Origin of the sequence: Sphingobium sp. SA2 (assembly GCF_032227065.1) — a bacterium.
In the GTDB taxonomy this organism is placed as follows: domain Bacteria; phylum Pseudomonadota; class Alphaproteobacteria; order Sphingomonadales; family Sphingomonadaceae; genus Sphingobium.
In genome coordinates, this window is sequence record NZ_JAPMXX010000006.1 from 2,528,490 (window position 1) to 2,547,786 (window position 19,297).

17 protein-coding genes, 2 tRNA genes, 1 other RNA gene and 1 pseudogene are annotated in these 19,297 nt (G+C 63.6%); 8 read left to right on the forward strand and 13 right to left on the reverse strand.

Going from position 1 to position 19,297, the window contains the following annotated elements:
- Positions 1-210: 210 nt before the first annotated feature.
- From OVY48_RS19910 to aroA, 5 genes are all read right to left on the reverse strand, one after another.
- Positions 211-501 (reverse strand): integration host factor subunit beta, encoded by a 291-nt coding sequence (locus OVY48_RS19910; RefSeq protein WP_037480067.1) that lies wholly within the window; start codon positions 499-501, stop codon positions 211-213.
- Positions 502-668: 167 nt separating this feature from the next.
- Positions 669-2,381 (reverse strand): 30S ribosomal protein S1, encoded by a 1,713-nt coding sequence (rpsA, locus tag OVY48_RS19915; protein WP_037480069.1) that lies wholly within the window; start codon positions 2,379-2,381, stop codon positions 669-671.
- A gap of 170 nt (positions 2,382-2,551) precedes the next feature.
- A complete protein-coding gene (cmk, locus tag OVY48_RS19920; RefSeq protein ID WP_313924173.1) occupies positions 2,552-3,187 on the reverse strand; it encodes a (d)CMP kinase in 636 nt (211 codons plus the stop codon).
- Positions 3,184-3,432 (reverse strand): CBU_0592 family membrane protein, encoded by a 249-nt coding sequence (locus tag OVY48_RS19925; RefSeq protein ID WP_313924174.1) that lies wholly within the window; start codon positions 3,430-3,432, stop codon positions 3,184-3,186. The genes cmk and OVY48_RS19925 overlap by 4 nt, the downstream gene beginning before the upstream one ends.
- Positions 3,429-4,739 carry a 3-phosphoshikimate 1-carboxyvinyltransferase gene (aroA, locus tag OVY48_RS19930; RefSeq protein ID WP_409593719.1) on the reverse strand — a complete coding sequence of 437 codons (1,311 nt, stop codon included), beginning with the start codon at positions 4,737-4,739 and terminating at the stop codon, positions 3,429-3,431. The genes OVY48_RS19925 and aroA overlap by 4 nt, the downstream gene beginning before the upstream one ends.
- Before the next feature lie 177 nt (positions 4,740-4,916).
- Here aroA and OVY48_RS19935 point away from each other — a divergent pair, with 177 nt between their 5' ends.
- From OVY48_RS19935 to OVY48_RS19945, 3 genes are all read left to right on the forward strand, one after another.
- Positions 4,917-5,252 carry an FYDLN acid domain-containing protein gene (locus OVY48_RS19935; RefSeq protein ID WP_037480080.1) on the forward strand — a complete coding sequence of 112 codons (336 nt, stop codon included), beginning with the start codon at positions 4,917-4,919 and terminating at the stop codon, positions 5,250-5,252.
- A gap of 88 nt (positions 5,253-5,340) precedes the next feature.
- Positions 5,341-5,416, forward strand: a tRNA-Ala gene (locus OVY48_RS19940).
- Between the two features lie 90 nt (positions 5,417-5,506).
- Positions 5,507-5,582 (forward strand) — tRNA-Ala (locus OVY48_RS19945).
- A 348-nt stretch (positions 5,583-5,930) separates the two neighbouring features.
- On the opposite strand, the gene OVY48_RS19950 is transcribed toward OVY48_RS19945, so the two are convergent.
- Complete coding sequence (locus OVY48_RS19950) at positions 5,931-7,217, reverse strand: citrate synthase (RefSeq protein ID WP_313924176.1); 1,287 nt, start codon at positions 7,215-7,217, stop codon at positions 5,931-5,933.
- 25 nt (positions 7,218-7,242) lie between these two features.
- Positions 7,243-8,691 (reverse strand): glutamate--tRNA ligase, encoded by a 1,449-nt coding sequence (gltX, locus tag OVY48_RS19955; RefSeq protein WP_313924177.1) that lies wholly within the window; start codon positions 8,689-8,691, stop codon positions 7,243-7,245.
- A gap of 66 nt (positions 8,692-8,757) precedes the next feature.
- Between gltX and OVY48_RS19960 the strand changes: the two genes are divergently transcribed.
- The gene (locus OVY48_RS19960) at positions 8,758-10,905 is read left to right on the forward strand and encodes a ComEC/Rec2 family competence protein (RefSeq protein ID WP_313924178.1); all 2,148 of its coding nucleotides are present in this window, start codon (positions 8,758-8,760) and stop codon (positions 10,903-10,905) included.
- On the opposite strand, the gene lexA is transcribed toward OVY48_RS19960, so the two are convergent.
- The 6 genes and pseudogenes from lexA to OVY48_RS19990 all read right to left on the reverse strand — a co-directional run bounded on the left by lexA (position 10,896) and on the right by OVY48_RS19990 (position 15,811).
- Complete coding sequence (gene lexA / locus OVY48_RS19965) at positions 10,896-11,567, reverse strand: transcriptional repressor LexA (protein WP_037477569.1); 672 nt, start codon at positions 11,565-11,567, stop codon at positions 10,896-10,898. The genes OVY48_RS19960 and lexA overlap by 10 nt on opposite strands.
- Before the next feature lie 72 nt (positions 11,568-11,639).
- Positions 11,640-12,817 (reverse strand): annotated as a pseudogene (glp, locus tag OVY48_RS19970) (gephyrin-like molybdotransferase Glp).
- On the reverse strand, positions 12,814-13,284 hold the full coding sequence (gene moaC / locus OVY48_RS19975; RefSeq protein ID WP_043151277.1) for a cyclic pyranopterin monophosphate synthase MoaC: 471 nt from the start codon (positions 13,282-13,284) through the stop codon (positions 12,814-12,816). Before moaC ends, glp begins: the two are co-directional and overlap by 4 nt.
- Complete coding sequence (trpC, locus tag OVY48_RS19980; RefSeq protein WP_313924179.1) at positions 13,281-14,072, reverse strand: indole-3-glycerol phosphate synthase TrpC; 792 nt, start codon at positions 14,070-14,072, stop codon at positions 13,281-13,283. Before trpC ends, moaC begins: the two co-directional genes overlap by 4 nt.
- Positions 14,069-15,061 carry an anthranilate phosphoribosyltransferase gene (gene trpD, locus OVY48_RS19985; protein WP_313924180.1) on the reverse strand — a complete coding sequence of 331 codons (993 nt, stop codon included), beginning with the start codon at positions 15,059-15,061 and terminating at the stop codon, positions 14,069-14,071. The genes trpC and trpD overlap by 4 nt, the downstream gene beginning before the upstream one ends.
- A 159-nt stretch (positions 15,062-15,220) precedes the next feature.
- Positions 15,221-15,811 (reverse strand): aminodeoxychorismate/anthranilate synthase component II, encoded by a 591-nt coding sequence (locus OVY48_RS19990; protein ID WP_313924181.1) that lies wholly within the window; start codon positions 15,809-15,811, stop codon positions 15,221-15,223.
- 246 nt (positions 15,812-16,057) lie between these two features.
- Here OVY48_RS19990 and OVY48_RS19995 point away from each other — a divergent pair, with 246 nt between their 5' ends.
- The 4 genes from OVY48_RS19995 (at position 16,058) to OVY48_RS20010 (ending at position 19,231) form a co-directional block, all read left to right on the forward strand.
- Positions 16,058-16,291 (forward strand): hypothetical protein, encoded by a 234-nt coding sequence (locus OVY48_RS19995; RefSeq protein ID WP_037477557.1) that lies wholly within the window; start codon positions 16,058-16,060, stop codon positions 16,289-16,291.
- A gap of 31 nt (positions 16,292-16,322) precedes the next feature.
- Positions 16,323-16,677: a transfer-messenger RNA gene (gene ssrA / locus OVY48_RS20000) on the forward strand.
- A gap of 294 nt (positions 16,678-16,971) precedes the next feature.
- Positions 16,972-17,355 carry a hypothetical protein gene (locus OVY48_RS20005; RefSeq protein WP_069066725.1) on the forward strand — a complete coding sequence of 128 codons (384 nt, stop codon included), beginning with the start codon at positions 16,972-16,974 and terminating at the stop codon, positions 17,353-17,355.
- A 280-nt stretch (positions 17,356-17,635) separates the two neighbouring features.
- Positions 17,636-19,231: a hypothetical protein gene (locus tag OVY48_RS20010; RefSeq protein WP_313924182.1), complete on the forward strand. Its 1,596-nt coding sequence runs from the start codon at positions 17,636-17,638 to the stop codon at positions 19,229-19,231.
- Positions 19,232-19,297 lie beyond the last annotated feature (66 nt).

The window sequence follows — 19,297 nt, forward strand, 5'->3', positions numbered from 1 at the left end:
CGAACTTTCAGGCTTGGCTCGGGATTGCCATGTTAAAGGTTTCCCCGAATTTGAGCAGTTCTACGTCACAGATTTCCCTGTGCGCACTCAATGATCTAAGTCCGTTGCGTCTACCGATTTCGCCACGCCCGCATTACCAAGGCTGGCTATAGTCGGGAGGATCGGCAGAGCCAAGCGCGATTTGATGGTCAGCGCCGGGCGACGTAATCGTCAATCCTCATGATCGGCATTCAGCCGTTCACGCATTTCCTTGCCGGGTTTGAAATAGGGAACGCGCTTCGCGCTGACGGGCACTTGTTCGCCGGTGCGCGGGTTGCGTCCAGTTCGTGCGTCGCGGGCGCGGGTGGTGAAGGCACCAAAGCCGCGCAGTTCGACGCGACCGCCCGAAGCCAGTCGATCGACAATCTCCTTGAAAAAGAGATCGACGATTCGCTCGACTTCCGGGAGCGTCAGGCCCGGATTTTCGTCAGCCAGTTTCTGGATCAATTCCGAACGGATCATCGAATTTCCAGAGCCCCCTGATTTTTCCCTGCCTAATCATAGGGCTTTTACAGGGCGTTGACAATCGCGCAGGTCGGGGATTGTTTCGATACGGAAAGGATATGAAAAGCCCGCCGGGATGATGATCCCGGCGGGCTTCTCTAATTAGTCGACTTTAACGAAAGGACTTAGCCTTCGGTCTTGGCCTTGAGCGCTTCGCCCAGAATGTCGCCCAGCGACGCGCCGCTGTCGGACGAACCATACTGTGCAACAGCCTGCTTCTCTTCGGCGATCTGCATCGCCTTGATCGAGAAGGTCGGCTTCTTGGCACGGTCGAAGCCGGTGATCATGGCGTCGAACTTCTGGCCGATCTGGAAACGTTCCGAACGCTGCTCGTCACGGTCACGGCCAAGGTCGCTGCGCTTGATGAAGCCGGTGGCACCATCGTCGCCAGCCTGGACTTCCAGGCCGCCGTCGCGGACTTCAAGAACGGTCACGGTGACGATCGCATTCTTGTTGAGGCCAGCAGCAGCAGCGGTCGTGCCGCCAGCGGCCGGACCACCACGCTCAAGCTGCTTCATGCCGAGGCTGATGCGCTCCTTCTCGACATCGATGTCGAGAACGACAGCCTGAACAGCCTCGCCCTTGCGGTGCAGTGCCAGCGCGTCTTCGCCCGAAATGCCCCACGCGATGTCGGACATGTGGACCATGCCGTCGACGTCGCCGTCCAGGCCGATGAACAGGCCGAACTCGGTCGCATTCTTGACTTCGCCTTCGACGGTCGAACCGATCGGATGACGTTCGGCAAAGCTGTCCCAAGGATTGCTCTGCGCCTGCTTGAGACCCAGCGAGATGCGGCGCTTTTCGGGATCGACTTCGAGGACCAGAACTTCGACTTCCTGGCTGGTCGAAACGATCTTGCCGGGGTGGACGTTCTTCTTGGTCCAGGACATTTCGGACACATGGACCAAGCCTTCGATGCCGGCTTCCAGCTCGACGAACGCACCATATTCGGTGATGTTCGTGACACGGCCCGACAGCTTGGCGCCGACGGGGTACTTGGCCGATGCGCCTTCCCATGGATCGCTCTCAAGCTGCTTCATGCCGAGCGAGATGCGCTGCGTGTCGCGGTTGATGCGGATGATCTGCACCTTCACGGTGTCGCCGATGTTGATCATCTCATTGGGGTGATTGATGCGCTTGTACGACAGGTCGGTGACGTGCAGCAGGCCATCGATGCCGCCCAGGTCAACGAACGCACCATAGTCGGTGATGTTCTTGACGACGCCTTCGATGATCTGACCTTCGGCCAGCGTCTGGATGAGGCCGCTGCGCTGTTCGGCGCGGGTCTCTTCCAGAATGGCGCGGCGCGACACAACGATGTTGCCGCGACGGCGATCCATCTTGAGGATCTGGAAAGGCTGCGGAATGTCCATCAGCGGGGTGACGTCGCGCACGGGGCGAATGTCGACCTGCGAACCAGGCAGGAAGGCCACGGCGCCGTCGAGATCGACGGTGAAGCCACCCTTGACGCGGCCGAAGATGACGCCTTCCACGCGGGCGCTCTCGGTGAACTCGGCTTCCAGCTTGTCCCAGGCGGCTTCGCGGCGGGCGCGGTCACGCGACAGCATGGCTTCGCCATGAGCGTTTTCGACGCGATCGACATAGACTTCGACTTCGTCGCCGACCTTGATGTCAGCCTTCTGGCCCGGCATCGCGAATTCGCGCAGCGGCACGCGGCCTTCGGACTTCAGACCTACGTCGATGACGGCCAGGTCGTTTTCGATGGCGGTAACGGTGCCCTTGACGACGCGACCTTCGAAGCCGCCGTCCTCGCCACCGAGGGAATCATTGAGAAGCGCGGCGAAATCGTCGCGCGTGGGGAATGCCGTAGAGGCCATGGTTAGTCCTTCACTCATCATTGCTGGCCAACCGGTTGTATCCGATGGTCTTTGGCCAAACTGTCCCGAACGCCGCATGCGGCCGGGACATCCGTTACCGCAAAAGCGTTTGCGGACGCGCAGACGAGAAAAGCGAAAAGGGCGTACGGAATACCGCACGCCTTGACGGGTCAGCTTCTGGAGCGACCTTCAAGCTGGGCGTCCACAAGCGCAATCGCCTGGCGGACGGCCGCGTCTATAGACAAATCGCTGGTGTCTAGCAAGTCCGCACCATCGGCGACTTTGAGCGGCGCATGGTCGCGGCTCATGTCGCGGGTGTCGCGCGCCTGGATGTCGGCGATCAGACTGTCCATGTCAGGATGGCCCCCATGCGACAGGGCATCCTGATAGCGGCGTTGCGCGCGGACATGGACGCTGGCGGTGACGAACAGCTTGGCATGGGCATCGGGCGCGATGACGGTGCCGATGTCGCGCCCGTCGAGGATCGCGCCGCCCGGTTGGGTCGCGAAGTCGCGCTGGCGCTTGACGAGGGCGTCGCGCACCGCCTGATGCACGGAAACGCGCGAGGCGAGGCTTCCGACCGCTTCGCTGCGCAGCGCCGGGTCGGCCAGGGTTTCGTCGCCAAACGAGCAAGCCGCGAGCGCGTCCGATTCGATGTCGGGGTCGCCACCTGCTTTCAGCACGGCAAGGCCGACTGCGCGATAGAGCAGGCCGGTGTCGAGAACGGGCAGACCATAATGGCGACCAAGGGCTTTGGCGATGGTGCCCTTGCCGGATGCGGCGGGGCCGTCGACGGCGATGATCATGCGGATTTTCTTTTCATGGCTTTGACGATGCCCAGCAGGGCGATGAGGGTCCAGACGATTTCCAGCGCCATCGACGCCAGGTTGAAATGCACGGTCAGCGACCAGATGAGCAGCAGCGAACCCATAAGGTTCAACAGATTGAAAAAGACAAAGTTCATCTGCTTGGCGATGTTGCTGTAGGCATAGGCGACGACCATCATGGCGCTGCCCGCCAAGCCGATGATATTGGCCCAGTCGAAGGTCATGCCATGGCACCCAGCGTTTGGAGCAGAGCGGTGAAGGTCGGGAAGCTGGTGGCGACCGGGCGCATGTCGTCGACGGTCACGCCATCGCGCGAGATCAGGCCTGCAACGGCGAAGCTCATGGCGATGCGATGGTCGAGCTTGGTAGCGATCGGACCGCCGCCCTTGAGCGGCGCGCCGCCGCTGCCCTCGATGATGAGGCCATCTTCCAGTTCCTCGACCGTCACGCCGATCGCGCGGAGGCCCGCTGCCATGGTGGCGATGCGGTTCGATTCCTTGACGCGGAGTTCGTCCAATCCGCGAAAGACGCTGCGTCCCTGTGCGAGCGCAGCGGCGACGAAGGCGACGGGATATTCGTCAATCATGCTCGGCGCGCGCGCCGGGTCTGGCTCGACACCTTTGAGGGCTGACGCCGTGACGATCAGGTCGCCCACAGGTTCGCCACCGACTTCGCGGGCGTTGATGACCTCGATGGAGCCGCCCATTTCGCGCAGCAGGTCGATGAGGCCAGCGCGCGTGGCGTTGAGGCCGACATTGGCGATCGTCACGTTCGACCCCGGCACCAGCAGCGCGGCGACCATCGGGAAGGCGGCGGAGGAGGGATCGCCGGGAACGATAATCTGCTGCGGCTGCAATTCCGCTTCGCCGACCAGCGTGATGATGCGAGTGCCGTCGGCTTCCACTTCGACCGTCAGGTCCGCGCCGAAGCCGCGCAGCATCCGTTCGCTATGGTCACGGGTCGGGATCGGCTCGACGACGCGGGTGATGCCCGGCGTGTTGAGGCCAGCGAGCAGGATCGCCGATTTCACCTGCGCCGAAGCGACGGGCAGGCGATAGTCGAGCGGCACGGCGGGGCAGGCGCCGCGCATGGTGAGCGGCAACCGGCCGCCGGGGCTGGTGGTGAAGCTGGCACCCATCTGCGCCAGTGGGTCGGTGACCCGCGCCATGGGGCGTTTGCTGAGCGAGGCATCGCCGATGAAGGTCGCGGTCAGATCATGGCTGGCGAGCAGGCCCATCAGCAGGCGCGTGGACGTGCCGCTATTGCCCATGTCGAGCGCGCCCTCTGGCTGGAGCAGTCCGCCAACGCCGACGCCATGAATATGCCATATGCCATCGGCGTCGCGCTGAATGTCCGCGCCCATCGCCCGCATGGCGGCGGCGGTCGCCAGCACATCCTCGCCCTCCAGCAGACCTTCGACCCGGCTTTCGCCCACGGCCAGCGCCGAAAGCATCAGCGATCGGTGCGAAATGCTCTTGTCCCCCGGCACGGTCACGCTGCCCGACAGGGCGGATGCGGCGGTGAATGTCATCGGGCGGGGCAGTTCGGCGGCAGCGGTCACGGTTCGTCCAGTCTGGTCTGGCGGGAAAAAATGCGCCCGGCTTTTGACAGCGCGCTTGGGCTATGGCAAGGCGCGCGACGTTTCGTGGGCAACAGCCGTTGCGCCGCGTAAAGTCTATTTGAGCATCTAAAAAGGAACAGGCCGGACATGGTGAAGGCTGAATGGGGCACGAAACGGACCTGCCCGAAATGCGCAACCCGCTTCTATGATCTGGGCAAGGACGATCCGGTCGTCTGCATCAACTGCAACGCGGCCTGGGAACCGGAGCCGGTTCTCAAGTCCAAGCAGCCGCTTCCTTACGAAGAAGCGCCCAAGAAGGTCATCGAGACCGCCGACGGCAAGCTGGAAACGGCCGACGATGATCTGGACCTGGATCTGGACGTCGATGATGATGGCGATTCGCCGGATAATGACGTCGATCTGGGCGGTGACGACGACCTGGGTGTCGAAGCCGCTGGCGACGACGATAGCGATGACAATTAACTGATTTTTGTTCTTGCCAACGAGGTTGCTGCGACTTAATGGCAGCGACCTCGCAAGCGCCAACCCAAGGGCGCTTGATGATGGTGACGGGGCCTTAGCTCAGCTGGGAGAGCGCCTGCATGGCATGCAGGAGGTCAGCGGTTCGATCCCGCTAGGCTCCACCATCCTTATATTCGACCGGCGGTCTGGTTCCTCATGGAGCCAGCCGGACAGGGTTCGATCCATGCGGCGGGCCATTGGTGCCATGCCCAAATGGGGCCTTAGCTCAGCTGGGAGAGCGCCTGCATGGCATGCAGGAGGTCAGCGGTTCGATCCCGCTAGGCTCCACCATTTTTCGACATTGATGATGTTCTGGCGGGTGCAGCATAGCTGCATCTTGCTCATGCTGCGCGCACGCTTTCTAGAGCGAGATGACTTTACTCAGAACCGTTCGTCCTGAGTAGCCCCTTCGACTGCCTGCCAAGGCAGGCGCTCAGGACAGGCATTGAGCGAAGTCGAAATGGCGTATCGAAGGATATAAGCGCAGCCGACCCTTCGATACGGGTCTTCGACAAGCTCAGCCCCTACTCAGGGCGAACGGAGTGATGTGACTTAAAGTCATCATACCCTATATTGCCCGCACGACGAAAAACGGCGCCCCTTTCGGAGCGCCGTTTCGTGTTTCAGCCTCAGCGCGGATCAGCGCTTGTCGACGGGCACATAGTCGCGCTGCGTCGGGCCGGTGTAGAGCTGGCGCGGGCGGCCGATCTTCTGCGCTGGGTCGGAGATCATTTCGTTCCACTGCGCCACCCAGCCGACGGTGCGGGCGAGGGCGAAGAGGACGGTGAACATCTCGGTCGGGAAGCCGATCGCCGACAGGATCACGCCCGAATAGAAGTCCACATTGGGATAGAGCTTCTTTTCGATGAAATAGGGATCGTTGAGCGCGATCTGCTCCAGTTCCTTGGCGACGTCGAAGACGGGATCGTTGACGCCCAGCTTCTCCAGCACGTCCTTGGCGGTCTTCTGCATGACCGTCGCGCGGGGATCGTAATTCTTGTAGACGCGATGGCCAAAGCCCATCAGGCGGAACGGATCGTCCTTGTTCTTGGCGCGGGCGATATATTCCGGGATCTTGTCCACGGTGCCGATTTCGCGGAGCATGTTGAGCGCCGCTTCGTTCGCGCCGCCATGGGCCGGGCCCCACAGACAGGCGATGCCGGCTGCGATGCAGGCGAAGGGGTTGGCGCCCGACGAACCAGCGAGACGCACGGTCGAGGTCGAGGCGTTCTGTTCATGGTCGGCATGGAGGATGAAAATCTTGTCCATGGCGTCCACGATCACCGGATCGGGGATATATTCTTCCGCCGGGACCGAGAAGGTCATGCGCAGGAAGTTGGCGGTGTAGGACAGGTCGTTGCGCGGATAGACGAAGGGCTGACCCACCGAATATTTATAGGCCATCGCCGCGATCGTCGGCATCTTGGCGATCAGACGGTGGCTGGCGATCTTGCGCTGCAGCGGATCGTTGATGTCGGTCGAGTCATGGTAGAAGGCCGACAGGGCGCCGACCACGCCGCACATGATCGCCATGGGGTGCGCATCGCGACGGAAGCCGCGATAGAAGGTGGTGAGCTGTTCATGCACCATGGTATGGCGCGTGATGGTGGTGATGAAGTCGTCCAGCTCGGCCTTGGACGGCAGTTCGCCGTTCAGCAGCAGGTAGCAGACTTCCATGAAGCTGGATTCTTCGGCCAGCTGGCCGATCGGATAGCCGCGATGCAGCAAAACGCCTTCGTCGCCATCGATATAGGTCAGGCCGGATTCGCAGCTTGCCGTCGAGGTGAAGCCCGGATCATAGGTGAACATGCCGGTGTTGGCGTACAGCTTGCGAACGTCGATGACCTGGGGACCGACCGAACCGTCCATGACGGCATAGTCTTTCGTCGCTCCTCCGACGGTCAAAGTGGCATTATTATCCGACATATTGTTCTCCTTGAGTGCCATCAACTTAACCGTGCGTGCCCACAGCGGTCAGCCGTTCCAAGCTTTCCTCTTTCCCCAACAGGAAGAGGACATCGAAAATCCCCGGCGAGACGGTGCGCCCGGTGAGCGCGGCCCGCAAAGGCTGCGCAACCTTGCCCAGTGCCAGACCGGCATCCTCTGCCACGCGGCGTATCGCGTCTTCGATCGCTTCGACCGTCCATGAAGGCGTGGTCGAGAGAGCGTCGGCCGTCTTTGCCAGCAGCGCGCGTGCCGAGTCGTCTAGCAGAGCCGACGCCTTTTCGTCAAAATCGAGCGGGCAATTTTTGAACAGAAATTCAGCGCCCTCCGCAATTTCGTTAAGCGTTTTAGCGCGCGGTTTGAGCGAAGCCATCGCCTCGCCTAAAAGTGCTAGACCGGTGTCCGGCAGCGCCTTGCCCAGCCGGGCTTCGACACGGGGGGCCACCAGCGCGGCCAGACGGGCGTCATCGGCTTCGCGCAGATAATGGCCGTTGAGATTCTCCAGCTTCTTGATGTCGAAGCGCGAGGGCGAGCGGCCGACGCCCGCAATATCGAACAGTTCGATGGCGCGGGCGGTGGGGATGAATTCCTCGTCGCCATGGCCCCAGCCCAAGCGCAGCAGATAGTTCAGCACCGCTTCGGGCAGCATCCCCATCTCGTCGCGATAGGCGTCGACGCCGAGCGCGCCATGGCGCTTGGACAATTTCGCGCCGTCCGAACCGTGGATCAGTGGGATATGCGCATAGATCGGCTCTTCCCACTCCATCGCGCGGAGGATGCACAGTTGGCGGAAGGCGTTGTTGAGATGGTCGTCACCGCGAATGACATGGGTGACGCCCATGTCATGATCGTCCACCACCACGGCCAGCATATAAGTTGGCGTGCCGTCCGACCGCAGCAGGATCATGTCGTCCAGTTCGGCATTTTGCACCACGACGCGGCCCTGCACCGCATCCTCGATCACTGTCTCGCCTTCGCGTGGCGCCTTGAGGCGGATGACGAAGGGTGCGCCTTCGGGCGCTTCTTCAGGGGCGCGATCGCGCCAGCGGCCATTATAGCGCATCGGCTTCTTGGCGGCGCGCTGCTCTTCGCGCAGCGCGGCCAATTCTTCCGGCGTGGCATAGCATTTATAGGCATGGCCGGCCGCCAGCATGGCATTGGCGACTTCGGCATGGCGCGGTGTCCGCTCGAACTGGAACACGGGCGGTTCATCGCCGCCCAGGCCGAGCCAGTCCAACCCGTCGAAGATCGCGGCGACCGCTTCCTCGGTCGAACGGGCGCGATCGGTATCCTCGATCCGCAGCAGGAACTTGCCGCCATGATGGCGGGCGAACAGCCAGTTGAACAAGGCGGTGCGGGCACCGCCGATATGGAGGAAGCCTGTTGGCGAGGGGGCGAAACGGGTCACCACCGGCTTGTTCATTCCCGTTGCGTTCACCGCCATATTGCCTGACATTCGCCCTTCTGATCCATGGATGCGATGCCCCCTAGCATGGCTTTCGAGCCACGACAAACCTCCCTTATGGTCGAGGTCGCCACGCGCCTGCGCGCCGGGTTTGCGGGGGTAGAGCGCTGGCTGGAGAAAGAGCGGGAGCAGGTGCCGCTTTGGGCACCGATCGCCTTGGGAGTGGGCATCGCGGCCTGGTTCGCCTTGCCCCATCGGATGGCGTGGCTGGCCTTTTGTTGTGGTGCGCTGGCGCTGGGCTGTGTGGGCGTGTTGTTGCCCGATGGCGCACGGTTGCGGCGGATGATGGTGGCGGGCGGGGTGCTGGCCTGCATGGGGTGCGTTCTCATCTGGGGGAAGGCGCTGATGCTGGGGGAGCCACCGCTGGCGCGGGCGACGTTCGTGCAGGTGACGGGCGATGTCCTGTCGGTGCGCGCGGTTCCGGCGCAGCAGATGGTGCGGGCGATGCTGCGGCCGGTGGCGGCACCGACCTTGCCGAAGGTGATCCGGGTCAATATCGCCGAGAGCGATGTACCCGTCGGGTTGGGCGAGGGTGCGCGGATTCGCTTTCGGGTGCGGTTAATGCCGCCCGCGCCGCCCAGCGTGCCGGGGGGCTATGACTTCGCGGCGCGCGCTTATTTTCAGGGGATAGGTGCGACCGGCAAGGCGTTGAAACCGATCGAGATGGTGAAACCCGCGACGGGTGCGCCGCCGCTGCGGGCACGGCTGTTCGCGCATATTGCCGGGCAAGTGGACGATCCGGCGAAGGGTATCGCCATCGCGCTGGCGACCGGCGATCAGGGGGCGATTGCCGAGGTGGATGCCGAAGCGATGCGCAACAGCGGGTTGGCGCATCTATTGTCGATCAGTGGGTTGCATGTGACGGCGCTGATCGGGGCGGTGATCTTTTTGTTGATGCGGGTGATGGCGTTGAGCCGCCGGGCGGCGCTCGACTGGCCGTTGATGCTGATCGCGGCCACCGGGGGCGCGCTGGCAGGGGTCGGCTATACGCTGCTGACGGGGGCGGAGGTGCCGACGGTGCGGTCCTGCATTGCGGCGTTGCTGGTGCTGGGCGGTCTCGCGATGGGGCGGGATGCGATCACGCTGCGGCTGGTGGCGACGGGCGCGCTGATCGTGCTTATCTTCTGGCCCGAAGCGCTGGTCGGGCCGAGCTTCCAGATGAGTTTTGCCGCCGTCACGGCGCTGGTGGCCTTGGCCGAACATAAGCTATTCCGCGCCTTTGCCGCTGCGCGGGACGAGGCGCGCTGGCGTAAGGTTGGGCGCATGCTGCTGGTGACGTTGGCGACGGGCTTCGTCATCGAACTGGTGCTGATGCCGATCGCGCTGTTTCATTTTCACAAGGCGGGCATGTTGGGCGCCTTTGCCAATATCGTCGCGATCCCGCTGACCACCTTTGTCGTGATGCCGCTGGAGGCGTTGGCGTTGCTGTTCGACCTGGCGGGGCTTGGTGCGCCGTTTTGGTGGCTGACGCAGCAGGCGCTGACGTTGTTGCTGATGATCGCCCATGGGGTGTCGGCCAGTCCCTGGGCGACGATGTTGACGCCATCGGTGCCCGCTTTCGTTTTTGCAGGGATGATGGCGGGGCTGCTCTGGTGCTTGCTGTGGCGCAGCCGGTGGCGCTGGCTGGGATTAGGGCCGGTGGCGGCGGGCGTCATCGCCATATTGCTGCTGTCACAGCCCGACATATTGGTGACCGGCGATGGCCGGCATGTCGCGGTGCGCACGCCTGAGGGTCGCATGGCGATATTGCGCGCGGGGGCGGGCGATTATGTGCGCGATGTCCTGTCGGAGAGCGCGGGCTATGATGGTGCGCTGGAGCCGATCGCGCGGTTGCCGCAGGCGCGCTGTTCGAGCGATTTGTGCGCGGTCGGGCTGATGGCGGGTGGTCGGCCCTGGCAGTTGCTCGTGACCCGCAGCGATATGCTGGTGGACCGCGCGACCTTCGCCCGCGATTGCGCGGCGGCAGATATCGTGATTGCCGATCGCGGTCTGCCGCGTTGGTGCCGCCCGCGTTGGCTCAAGATCGACCGCCGCCTCTTGGCGCGAACCGGCGGCATGGCCATTGATCTCGACCATGCCACCATTCGCACGGTGCGTCAGGCGGGTGACGCCCATCCCTGGATCGCGCCGATCCCCAAGCGATCGCGCCGCTATGGTGCGTCCAAACCGCGCCCGTTCGATGCGCGGCCCAGACCTCAATTATAGCGGCGGAGCAGTCCGGCGAGTTTACCCTGGATCTGGACCTGGCGCGGGTCGTAGATTTGCGGCTCATAGGCGCTGTTGGCCGGGTCCAACCGAACCCTTTGCCCTTCGCGGCGGAAATATTTGAGTGTGGCTTCATTCTCGTCGATCAGGGCGACGACGATCTGGCCCTCACGCGCGACTTCGGTCCGCTGGATCAGCGCGAAGTCACCATCGAGAATACCGGCTTCCATCATCGAATCGCCGGACACTTCCAGCGCATAATGATCGCCCGCGCCAAGCAGCGCGGCAGGAACGGACAACATCGTCTGCCCTTCCATCGCTTCTATCGGAACGCCTGCCGCGATCCGGCCGTGCATCGGGATTTCGATCACGTCGTTGGCGGCAATGAGTTGTGGTGCCGACACCTGCGGTTTGGGCGCGATGACCGGGGCCGGGATGCGGTGCATGGCATCGGGCAGCTTCAAAACTTCGAGCGCGCGCGCACGGTTGGGCAGGCGGCGGATAAAGCCGCGTTCTTCGAGCGCATTGATCAGGCGATGAATGCCCGACTTGGAGCGCAGATCCAGCGCATCCTTCATCTCCTCGAAAGAGGGCGACACGCCGCCTTCCTCCAACCGGGTTTGAATGAAGCTCAGCAATTCCTGCTGTTTGGGCGTCAACATGGCTGCGGTCCTCCGTGGAACGTATAAGGAACGCATAGGAAACAGATGAAGGTTAGTCAAGCGCCGGGTGGATCAGGGCAGGGGCAGAATTTGCACTGTGTCGCCGATGGCCGCCGGGGGGGAAGCGGCGGGGCGGCGGATCAGACAGTCGGCCAGCGCCATGGCGGCGGTGGCGGCGCTGTCTTGCGAGGTGACCGAGACGATGCCGCCATCGCTGCGGAAGGCGCGGAGATAATCGTCGCGGTCGCCGGTGGCGGGGAGGGGGGGGAAGCGAGGCGGGCTTCGTGAAGGGGGGGGAGCGCTTGCCCCGCCATATGGCGGACCAGGGGCAGCAGGAAGAGGGTGCCGGTCACGAAGGCCGAGACGGGGTTGCCGGGCAGGCCCAGGAACAGGGCCTCGCCGAGGCGTCCGGCCATTAGCGGCTTGCCAGGGCGCATGGCGATCTTCCAGAAATCGAGCGTACCGCCCGCTTGCGCGAAGGCGGGGCGAACCATGTCATGATCGCCGACCGATGCGCCGCCGGTCGAGACGATGATGTCGGCCTGGCGCGCGCGATCGAGCGCTGTGACCATGGCGTCGAGATCGTCCGGCACGATGCCGAGGTCGATGACGTCGCAGGGCAAAGCGGCCAGCATCGCGGCGAGCATGGGGGCGTTGGACGAAGGGAGAGCGCCCGGCGGGGTTGGTGCGCCGGGCGGCACCAATTCGTCGCCGGTCGAGAGCAGCGCGACTTTGAGCCGCTGTCCGACGGGCAGGTGGCCATGGCCGCCCAGCACGGCCAGCGCGATCTGGGTCGGGCCTAATCGCGAGCCTGCTTTGAGCAGGGGCGCGCCCAGCGCGAAGTCCGACGCGGCGGGGCGGACGTGGCGGCCGGAGGGAAGCGGGTCGGCGGTGGCGGTGAAACTGTCGCCGTGGCGGGTCGCATTTTCCTGAATCAGGATGGCGTCGGCCCCTTCGGGCAAGGGCGCACCGGTGAAGATGCGGCAGGCGTCGCCCGGCGCGAGCGGGGGCGGGGGTGTGCCGCCTGCGCTGCTGGTCGTGGTCACGCGCCAGGGGCCGGGCGCTTCGGCGGCGCGTACGGCATAGCCGTCCATGGCGCTGAGGTCGGCCCAGGGCTGGGCGCGCTGCGCGAGGATATCGCGGGCGAGCCAGCGTCCGGCGCAGGCCATAACCGGCACGTCTTCTGCGGGCAGCCGGTTGGCCAGCGCGAACAAGCGGGCTTGCGCCTCCGCAACCGGCAGCAGGCTCATGGCCTGTGCCAGTCGCCCGACTTGCCGCCGGTCTTGCTGAGCAAGCGGACGCCGTCGATGACCATCGCCTTGTCGATCGCCTTTGCCATATCGTAGATGGTGAGCAGGGCGACGGAGGCGGCGGTGAGCGCTTCCATCTCGACGCCGGTCTGGCCTGCGGTGCGGGCGGTGGCGGTGACGCGGACGCCGGTGTCGTCCAGGTCGAAATCGATCGTCACGGCGCTGAGTGCGATCGGGTGGCAGAGCGGGATGAGATCGGCGGTGCGCTTGGCCGCCATGATGCCCGCGACCCGCGCGACGGCGAGGACGTCGCCCTTCTTGACCAGGCCCGCGAGGATGGCGGCGGCGGCTTCCTCGCTCATGTCGATCCGGCCGTCGGCTACGGCTTCGCGCGCGGTCACGGCTTTCGCCGACACATCGACCATGCGGGCTGCACCGTCGGGATCGAGATGGGTGAGGTCGCTCATGCGCCGGTCAACAGGTGGCGGGTGGCGGCTTCGACATCGGCTTGCCGCATCAATGTTTCGCCGACGAGGAAGCAACGAACGCCATGGTCGGCCATGGCGGTGAGATCGGCATGGCCGGTGAGGCCGCTTTCGGCGACGAAGGTGCAGCCTTCGGGGGCCTTGCCCACCAGTTCATAGGTGCGGGCGAAATCGACAGTGAAATCGCGCAGGTCGCGATTATTGACGCCGATCAGCCGTGATCGGAGTTTAAGCGCGCGGTCGAGTTCGGCTTCGTCATGCACTTCGATGAGCGCGTCCATGCCGAGGCCGAGCGCGGTATCCTCTATGTCCTTCATTTGCGCATCGTCCAGGGCAGCAACGATGATAAGGATGGCGTCGGCGCCGAGCGCGCGGCTTTCGAGAATCTGCCAGGGATCTACGATAAAATCCTTGCGCAAGACCGGCAGCGCGCAGGCAGACCGGGCAGCCATCAGATAATCGTCATGGCCCTGAAAATAGGGTTCGTCGGTCAGCACCGACAGGCAGGCTGCGCCGCCCGCCGCATAGGCCTGGGCATGGGCGGGGGGATCGAAATCTGCGCGGATCAGGCCCTTGGACGGGCTGGCCTTCTTGACCTCCGCGATCAGGCCGAAGCCGGAGCGGGCTGCGTCGTCGAGCGCCTTGCGGAAACCGCGCGGGGGCGTTTGTTCGCTGGCGCGGGCGTGGAGCGCAGCGATGCTGGTTGCGGCTTTGCGGCGAGCGACATCTTCGCGCTTGAAATCGCAAATCTCGATCAGCTTGTTGGTCATGTATAGGCAATCCAGCAATTGAGCAGGGCGTTGGCGAGGCCACGGTCGATCGTCTCGGCGGCTTCCTCCACGCCTTCGCGAAGGTCAGCAACGGCGTCCGCGACGACAAGGGCGGCGGCGGCGTTGAGCAGCACGGCGTCGCGATAGGGGCCGGTTTCGCCCTGGAGCAGCGCGCGCAGGGCGGCGGCGTTATGGGCTGCATCGCCGCCGCGTATGGCTTCGACCGGGTGGGTGGACAGGCCAAGTTCTGCGGCGGTGATGCGGGTCATCGCGATCAGGCTATGACCCGTGACTTCGGCCATGTCGTTGCCGCCCGCCAGCGAGAGTTCGTCCAGTCCCTCATCGCCCGATACGATCATAGCCCGATCGACGCCGAGTTCGGCAAGCGCCTCCGCATAGATGGGCACATAGGCCGGGCGGGCGATGCCGACGAGCTGGCGGCGGACCCCGGCCGGGTTGGCCAGCGGTCCCATCAGGTTGAAGATGGTGCGCTCGCCAATCGCCTTGCGAATGGGGCCGAGGCGCTTGAGCGCCGGGTGGTAATTTTGCGCGAAGAGAAAGCCGATGCCGAGGTCTGCAAGCGTCGCTTCGGCGGTGGTGGCGGCGTGGTCGAGGTTCAGGCCCAGGGCCTCGAGCGTGTCGGCGGCCCCGGCCTTGGAGGAGGCCGCGCGGTTGCCATGTTTGGCGACCGGCACGCCAGCGGCGGCGACCACCAGCGAGACGGCGGTCGAGACATTGAGCGTATGATGGCCATCGCCGCCGGTGCCGCAGACGTCGATGGCTCCGGCGGGCGCGGTGACCGGGATCATGCGGGCGCGCATGGCGCGGGCGGCTGCGGCGATTTCGATCGCGCTTTCGCCGCGCCGGGCCATGGTGACGAGGAAGGTCGCGATCTCCGCTTCCGGCAGGTCCGCGTCGAACAGCAGGTCGAAGGCGATGGCAGCAGCCTGCGCGTCGAGCGGCGAGGAGGGGTCGGGCAGGCGGGTCATGACGCTTCGCCTTAGTCGCGACAGGGCCGGTAAGTCGAGAGGCCGTTAGGGCTTAACTTCGTACTTTTCCCGTACAATTTGAAATATGATTTCCTATTGCCGACAGATTAGGAAAGTGACCGGCGCAGCATAGCAAAGCCCATCCCAGTAGGACAGGCGTCAGGCGGCTTCGCGCGTCTTCACCTTCATGCCAGCGATCCGCATGAAATTGGCCAGCATGTCGTGACCATGTTCGGTCGCGATGCTTTCAGGGTGGAACTGGACCGAGTGGATCGGCAGGGTCGCGTGGCGGAAGCCCATGACCGAGCCGTCTTCGCTTGTCGCATTGACCACCAGTTCGGCGGGAATATCCTCGACGATCAGCGAGTGGTAGCGGGTGGCGGTGAAGGGCGAGGGGATGCCCTCGAACAAGCCGGTGCCGTCATGGGTGACGGGTGAGGTCTTGCCGTGCATCAGGCCGCCGCGCACGACCTTGCCGCCGAAATGCTGGCCGATCGCCTGATGGCCAAGGCACACGCCGAGCAAAGGTGCGCCCGCATCGGCGCAGGCGGCGACGAGGTCGAGGCTGACGCCCGCTTCATTTGGCGTACAGGGGCCGGGCGAGAGCAGGAAGGCCTCGGCGCCGCTGGAGAGCGCCTGGCCCGCCGAAATGGCGTCGTTGCGGACGACTTCGACCCGCGCGCCCAGTTCCATCAGATAATGGACCAGGTTCCAGGTGAAGCTGTCATAATTGTCGATGACGAGGATCATGGGAACAAGGCTATAGGGCGGTCGGCGGGCGAGGGGAAGCGGGCGCGTGTGAAGAAATATCGCAGCCGAAACAGCGCGACAGAAGGGCGCTGCGCCTGCTATGGGCAGCCATCGACGCGAACCCTGCCTGCAAGCATTCGCGTGACCGAGAGACGATCGCGCTCCCGCTTGCCAGCAAGGAGCGACCATCTTGGGCGATCTCAACCATTATTTAGGCTGTCGCACTGGTTCGAAGGACCAGGGCATATGAGCCGCGCGATCAATATCAAGGCGGAACTGGCCGACGTCAAAGCCATGTGCGAACGCCACACCCTGGCGATTTCGACCATCGAGGCGCTGCCCGCCGGGGGCACGCGGGTCGTGATGCTGAACCCTGACGGGGCCGAGCGCTTGCGGACGCTGATGAAGGGCAAGCTAATCGATACGCCGGTTGTGCGGTCGTCCCTGTTCCTGGCGCGGCAGCCGCGGTCGGCGGGCTGATAGAGTCCGTCGGCGCGCAACGCTGACGGAACATCTTGAAAAGCCGTGCAGGCACGCGCATATAGAGCGTGCCGGGTTCGCCCGGCTATGGTGATAAATTGTGTCGTATAATAGACGCAGCGGACCCGGGGGCAGTACCCGGCGGTTCCACCACATATCCCGATGGGCGCCATGCCTGGCGGGATGTCTGACGGGGCCGAACTAGGATCGACGTGTGTTCAAAGGCGATGTTTTTACCCGGCCCGTGTAAGCCGTTAAACTGTGCAAAACTCACAAGTGCCAACGATAACGAAGCACTCGCCATTGCAGCGTAACTGAGGGCCTCACGGCCTGACGTTACCCTAAAATAGCGCGGTTGAACCCACCGGGCAACAGAAGGGAATTCAGCGGCCTCCGGGAGGGCCGGGCAACAGAACCTCCCGGACCTTATTCCCTGACATCGTTGTTCTTGGCTTCTCGTGCGATCTTCGCCGGAGCCTTACCCGCGACTCGCGTCTCGAATCGATGGACATGGACCTGTCCTTTCGATTACGATTTTATGACAATGCGATGAAATATTCATAAGCTGCTGTTTTTACGTGAAACAAATTTGTTTCATCGAAAATGCGCGCTCTTGCGTCGATGTCATCTAAATGAAATACTCCTGGCTATAGTAAGGAGTTTTTTTCAGGAGAATTAGGATGAAGACGGTAGCGGTAATGATGGGTTTTGCGCTGGCTTGTGTCGCGCCGGGCATGGCTCAGGCCGCACCGGATGAGGTCGTCGTGGTGGGCGTTCCCGATGGCCGCCTGGCCGCAGGATCGCTGATGCGCGGCGATTTCGACAAGGCTGCGCGCCGGCTGAACGCGGTTCGCCCCGATGCGGCGAGCGATCCGGCCCGACTGATCAACCTGGGCCATGCCTATCTTGGCATGGGCCGCGTCGCCGACGCGCATGATGCCTATAAGAGCGCCCGCTTTGCGCCTGAATCCGTGCTCGTGCTGGCCAATGGCGAAGAAGCGTCTTCGCGCGACATTGCGCGCCGCGCGATGGGGCGGCTGCAAACCAGCTACGCCATGCGCTGAATATTCAGCGCTTGCATTCAGGTTCGGACAGTTAGTTAAGGGTGTCGCTCATATGGGCGGCACCCTTAACCTTGTCGCTTTGACGACTGTCACCTTAATGACATGAAAGTCATAAAAGCGTCATGTAAATGACGCTCCAATGTCACGGAATACCAACAAGCCTGTCACCTCCCGCGCCTATTTGCCCTGCTTGAGGGTGACAGGGGGCGTTATCCGATTCGAAATTCCCCTGCGCTCCGCATCCTGAACATATCCCGGCAGCAGCCGGAGCGGAGACGACATGGCCAAGATTAACCGTATCCAAACGATCCTGATGGCGAGCTGCGCTTGCGTCGGTCTGAGCGCTTGCGGCGCAGACGACATCTCCTCGCCCGGCGAAGGCACTATCGTCATTCCCGCGCCAACGCCAACGCCGACGCCAACCCCCACGCCAACGCCGACCCCCACGCCGACCGGCGTGACCCCGGCGGCGGAATGCCCCAACATCTCCGGTTCGGCTGACCTGACCGCGCGCGGCACCATTTCGGACAAGAACGGCAACACCTGGCTGAACTGTGGTTTCCCGACCCGCTTTACGGAAAGCACCACCTTGCCGAAGGTTGCCGGTGTTCTTTACTCGCTCCCCGGCCGTGTCGATGTCGGCACCGACCAGGGTGCCGCCAGCACCAACACCGAAGTCACGCTGAACATCGAGCCCGGCGTTGTCGTGTTTGCGACCACGGGTGCGGCCTATCTGGCCGTCAACCGCGGCAACAAGATCAATGCTGTTGGCACGCCATCGCAGCCGATCATCTTCACCAGCGAATCGAACGTCCTGGGCAACGCCGACGATCAGACGTCGCAGCAGTGGGGCGGCGTCGTGCTGCTTGGCCGTGCGCGGATCACCGATTGCATCGCGCCTGCAGCAGCGGCCGGCACGGTCGCGTGCGAACGTGACACAGAAGGCAGCAGCGGCGCTCTGTATGGCGGCGCCAACGATGCCGACAATTCGGGTCGCATGTCCTATGTGCAGATCCGCTATTCGGGCTTCGCGCTCGCCGGTGGCAGCGAATTGCAGGGTCTGACCCCTTCGGGCGTCGGCAGCGGCACGCAGCTTGACCACATCCAGGTTCACAACAGCTCGGACGATGGCATCGAAGCCTTCGGCGGCAACGTCCACTTCAAGCATCTGGTGTTGACCGGCAACGAAGACGATAACTTCGACTCCGACGTCGGCTATCGCGGCACCGTGCAATATGTCATCAGCGCCCAGCGCGCTGGCAACGACATTGGTGACGGCTTCCTCGAAACCGACTCCAACGGTGGTTCGGCCGCGAACAATGGCGAAGATGCGCTGCCGCGTCAGTATCTGAAGATGGCGAACTTCACCTACATCCACCGTTCGACCACGGGCAGCAACGGTTCGGCCATGCTGCTGCGCGGCGGTGCGGACCTGACGCTGGCCAACGGCATCATCGTCGCGCCGACCAACAGCTGCCTGCGTATCGACAGCACGACCACGACCCGCGACGCCGACACGGCGCTGCAGGACGCGGGCAAGCCGCGCTACATCTCGGTTGTGATGCAGTGCAACAGCACGCCGTTCAAGGGCAGCCGTGGCGTCGATGCCGCCGCCGTTCAGTCGATCTTCGAAGCCGGTGCGAACAGCACGATCAGCTACACGCCGTCGCTGACCAGCCTGTTCATCAACGGTGCGACCGAAACGGCTCGCACCGCGATCGATCCCAAGACGCTCGACGCAGCGTTCGACACCACCAACTATATCGGTGCGGTCAAGGACAGCAGCGACACCTGGTATGCCGGTTGGACCTGCAACTCGGTGACCGCCAGCTTCGGCAGCACCAGCGGTAACTGCACCGCCATTCCGACGACCTGATCGGACCCACGACCTCAACAGGGGCGGGGGAGCGTGCATCTGCGCTTCCCCGCCTTCTTTTGCACT

Coding starts and splice junctions, on each gene's coding strand:
- OVY48_RS19910 (WP_037480067.1), bottom strand. CDS start 501: ATGATCCGTTCGGAATTGATCCAGAAACTGGCTGACGAAAATCCGGGC.
- rpsA (WP_037480069.1), bottom strand. CDS start 2,381: ATGGCCTCTACGGCATTCCCCACGCGCGACGATTTCGCCGCGCTTCTC.
- cmk (WP_313924173.1), bottom strand. CDS start 3,187: ATGATCATCGCCGTCGACGGCCCCGCCGCATCCGGCAAGGGCACCATC.
- OVY48_RS19925 (WP_313924174.1), bottom strand. CDS start 3,432: ATGACCTTCGACTGGGCCAATATCATCGGCTTGGCGGGCAGCGCCATG.
- aroA (WP_409593719.1), bottom strand. CDS start 4,739: ATGACATTCACCGCCGCATCCGCCCTGTCGGGCAGCGTGACCGTGCCG.
- OVY48_RS19935 (WP_037480080.1), top strand. CDS start 4,917: ATGGTGAAGGCTGAATGGGGCACGAAACGGACCTGCCCGAAATGCGCA.
- OVY48_RS19950 (WP_313924176.1), bottom strand. CDS start 7,217: ATGTCGGATAATAATGCCACTTTGACCGTCGGAGGAGCGACGAAAGAC.
- gltX (WP_313924177.1), bottom strand. CDS start 8,691: ATGTCAGGCAATATGGCGGTGAACGCAACGGGAATGAACAAGCCGGTG.
- OVY48_RS19960 (WP_313924178.1), top strand. CDS start 8,758: ATGGTCGAGGTCGCCACGCGCCTGCGCGCCGGGTTTGCGGGGGTAGAG.
- lexA (WP_037477569.1), bottom strand. CDS start 11,567: ATGTTGACGCCCAAACAGCAGGAATTGCTGAGCTTCATTCAAACCCGG.
- moaC (WP_043151277.1), bottom strand. CDS start 13,284: ATGAGCGACCTCACCCATCTCGATCCCGACGGTGCAGCCCGCATGGTC.
- trpC (WP_313924179.1), bottom strand. CDS start 14,072: ATGACCAACAAGCTGATCGAGATTTGCGATTTCAAGCGCGAAGATGTC.
- trpD (WP_313924180.1), bottom strand. CDS start 15,061: ATGACCCGCCTGCCCGACCCCTCCTCGCCGCTCGACGCGCAGGCTGCT.
- OVY48_RS19990 (WP_313924181.1), bottom strand. CDS start 15,811: ATGATCCTCGTCATCGACAATTATGACAGCTTCACCTGGAACCTGGTC.
- OVY48_RS19995 (WP_037477557.1), top strand. CDS start 16,058: ATGAGCCGCGCGATCAATATCAAGGCGGAACTGGCCGACGTCAAAGCC.
- OVY48_RS20005 (WP_069066725.1), top strand. CDS start 16,972: ATGAAGACGGTAGCGGTAATGATGGGTTTTGCGCTGGCTTGTGTCGCG.
- OVY48_RS20010 (WP_313924182.1), top strand. CDS start 17,636: ATGGCCAAGATTAACCGTATCCAAACGATCCTGATGGCGAGCTGCGCT.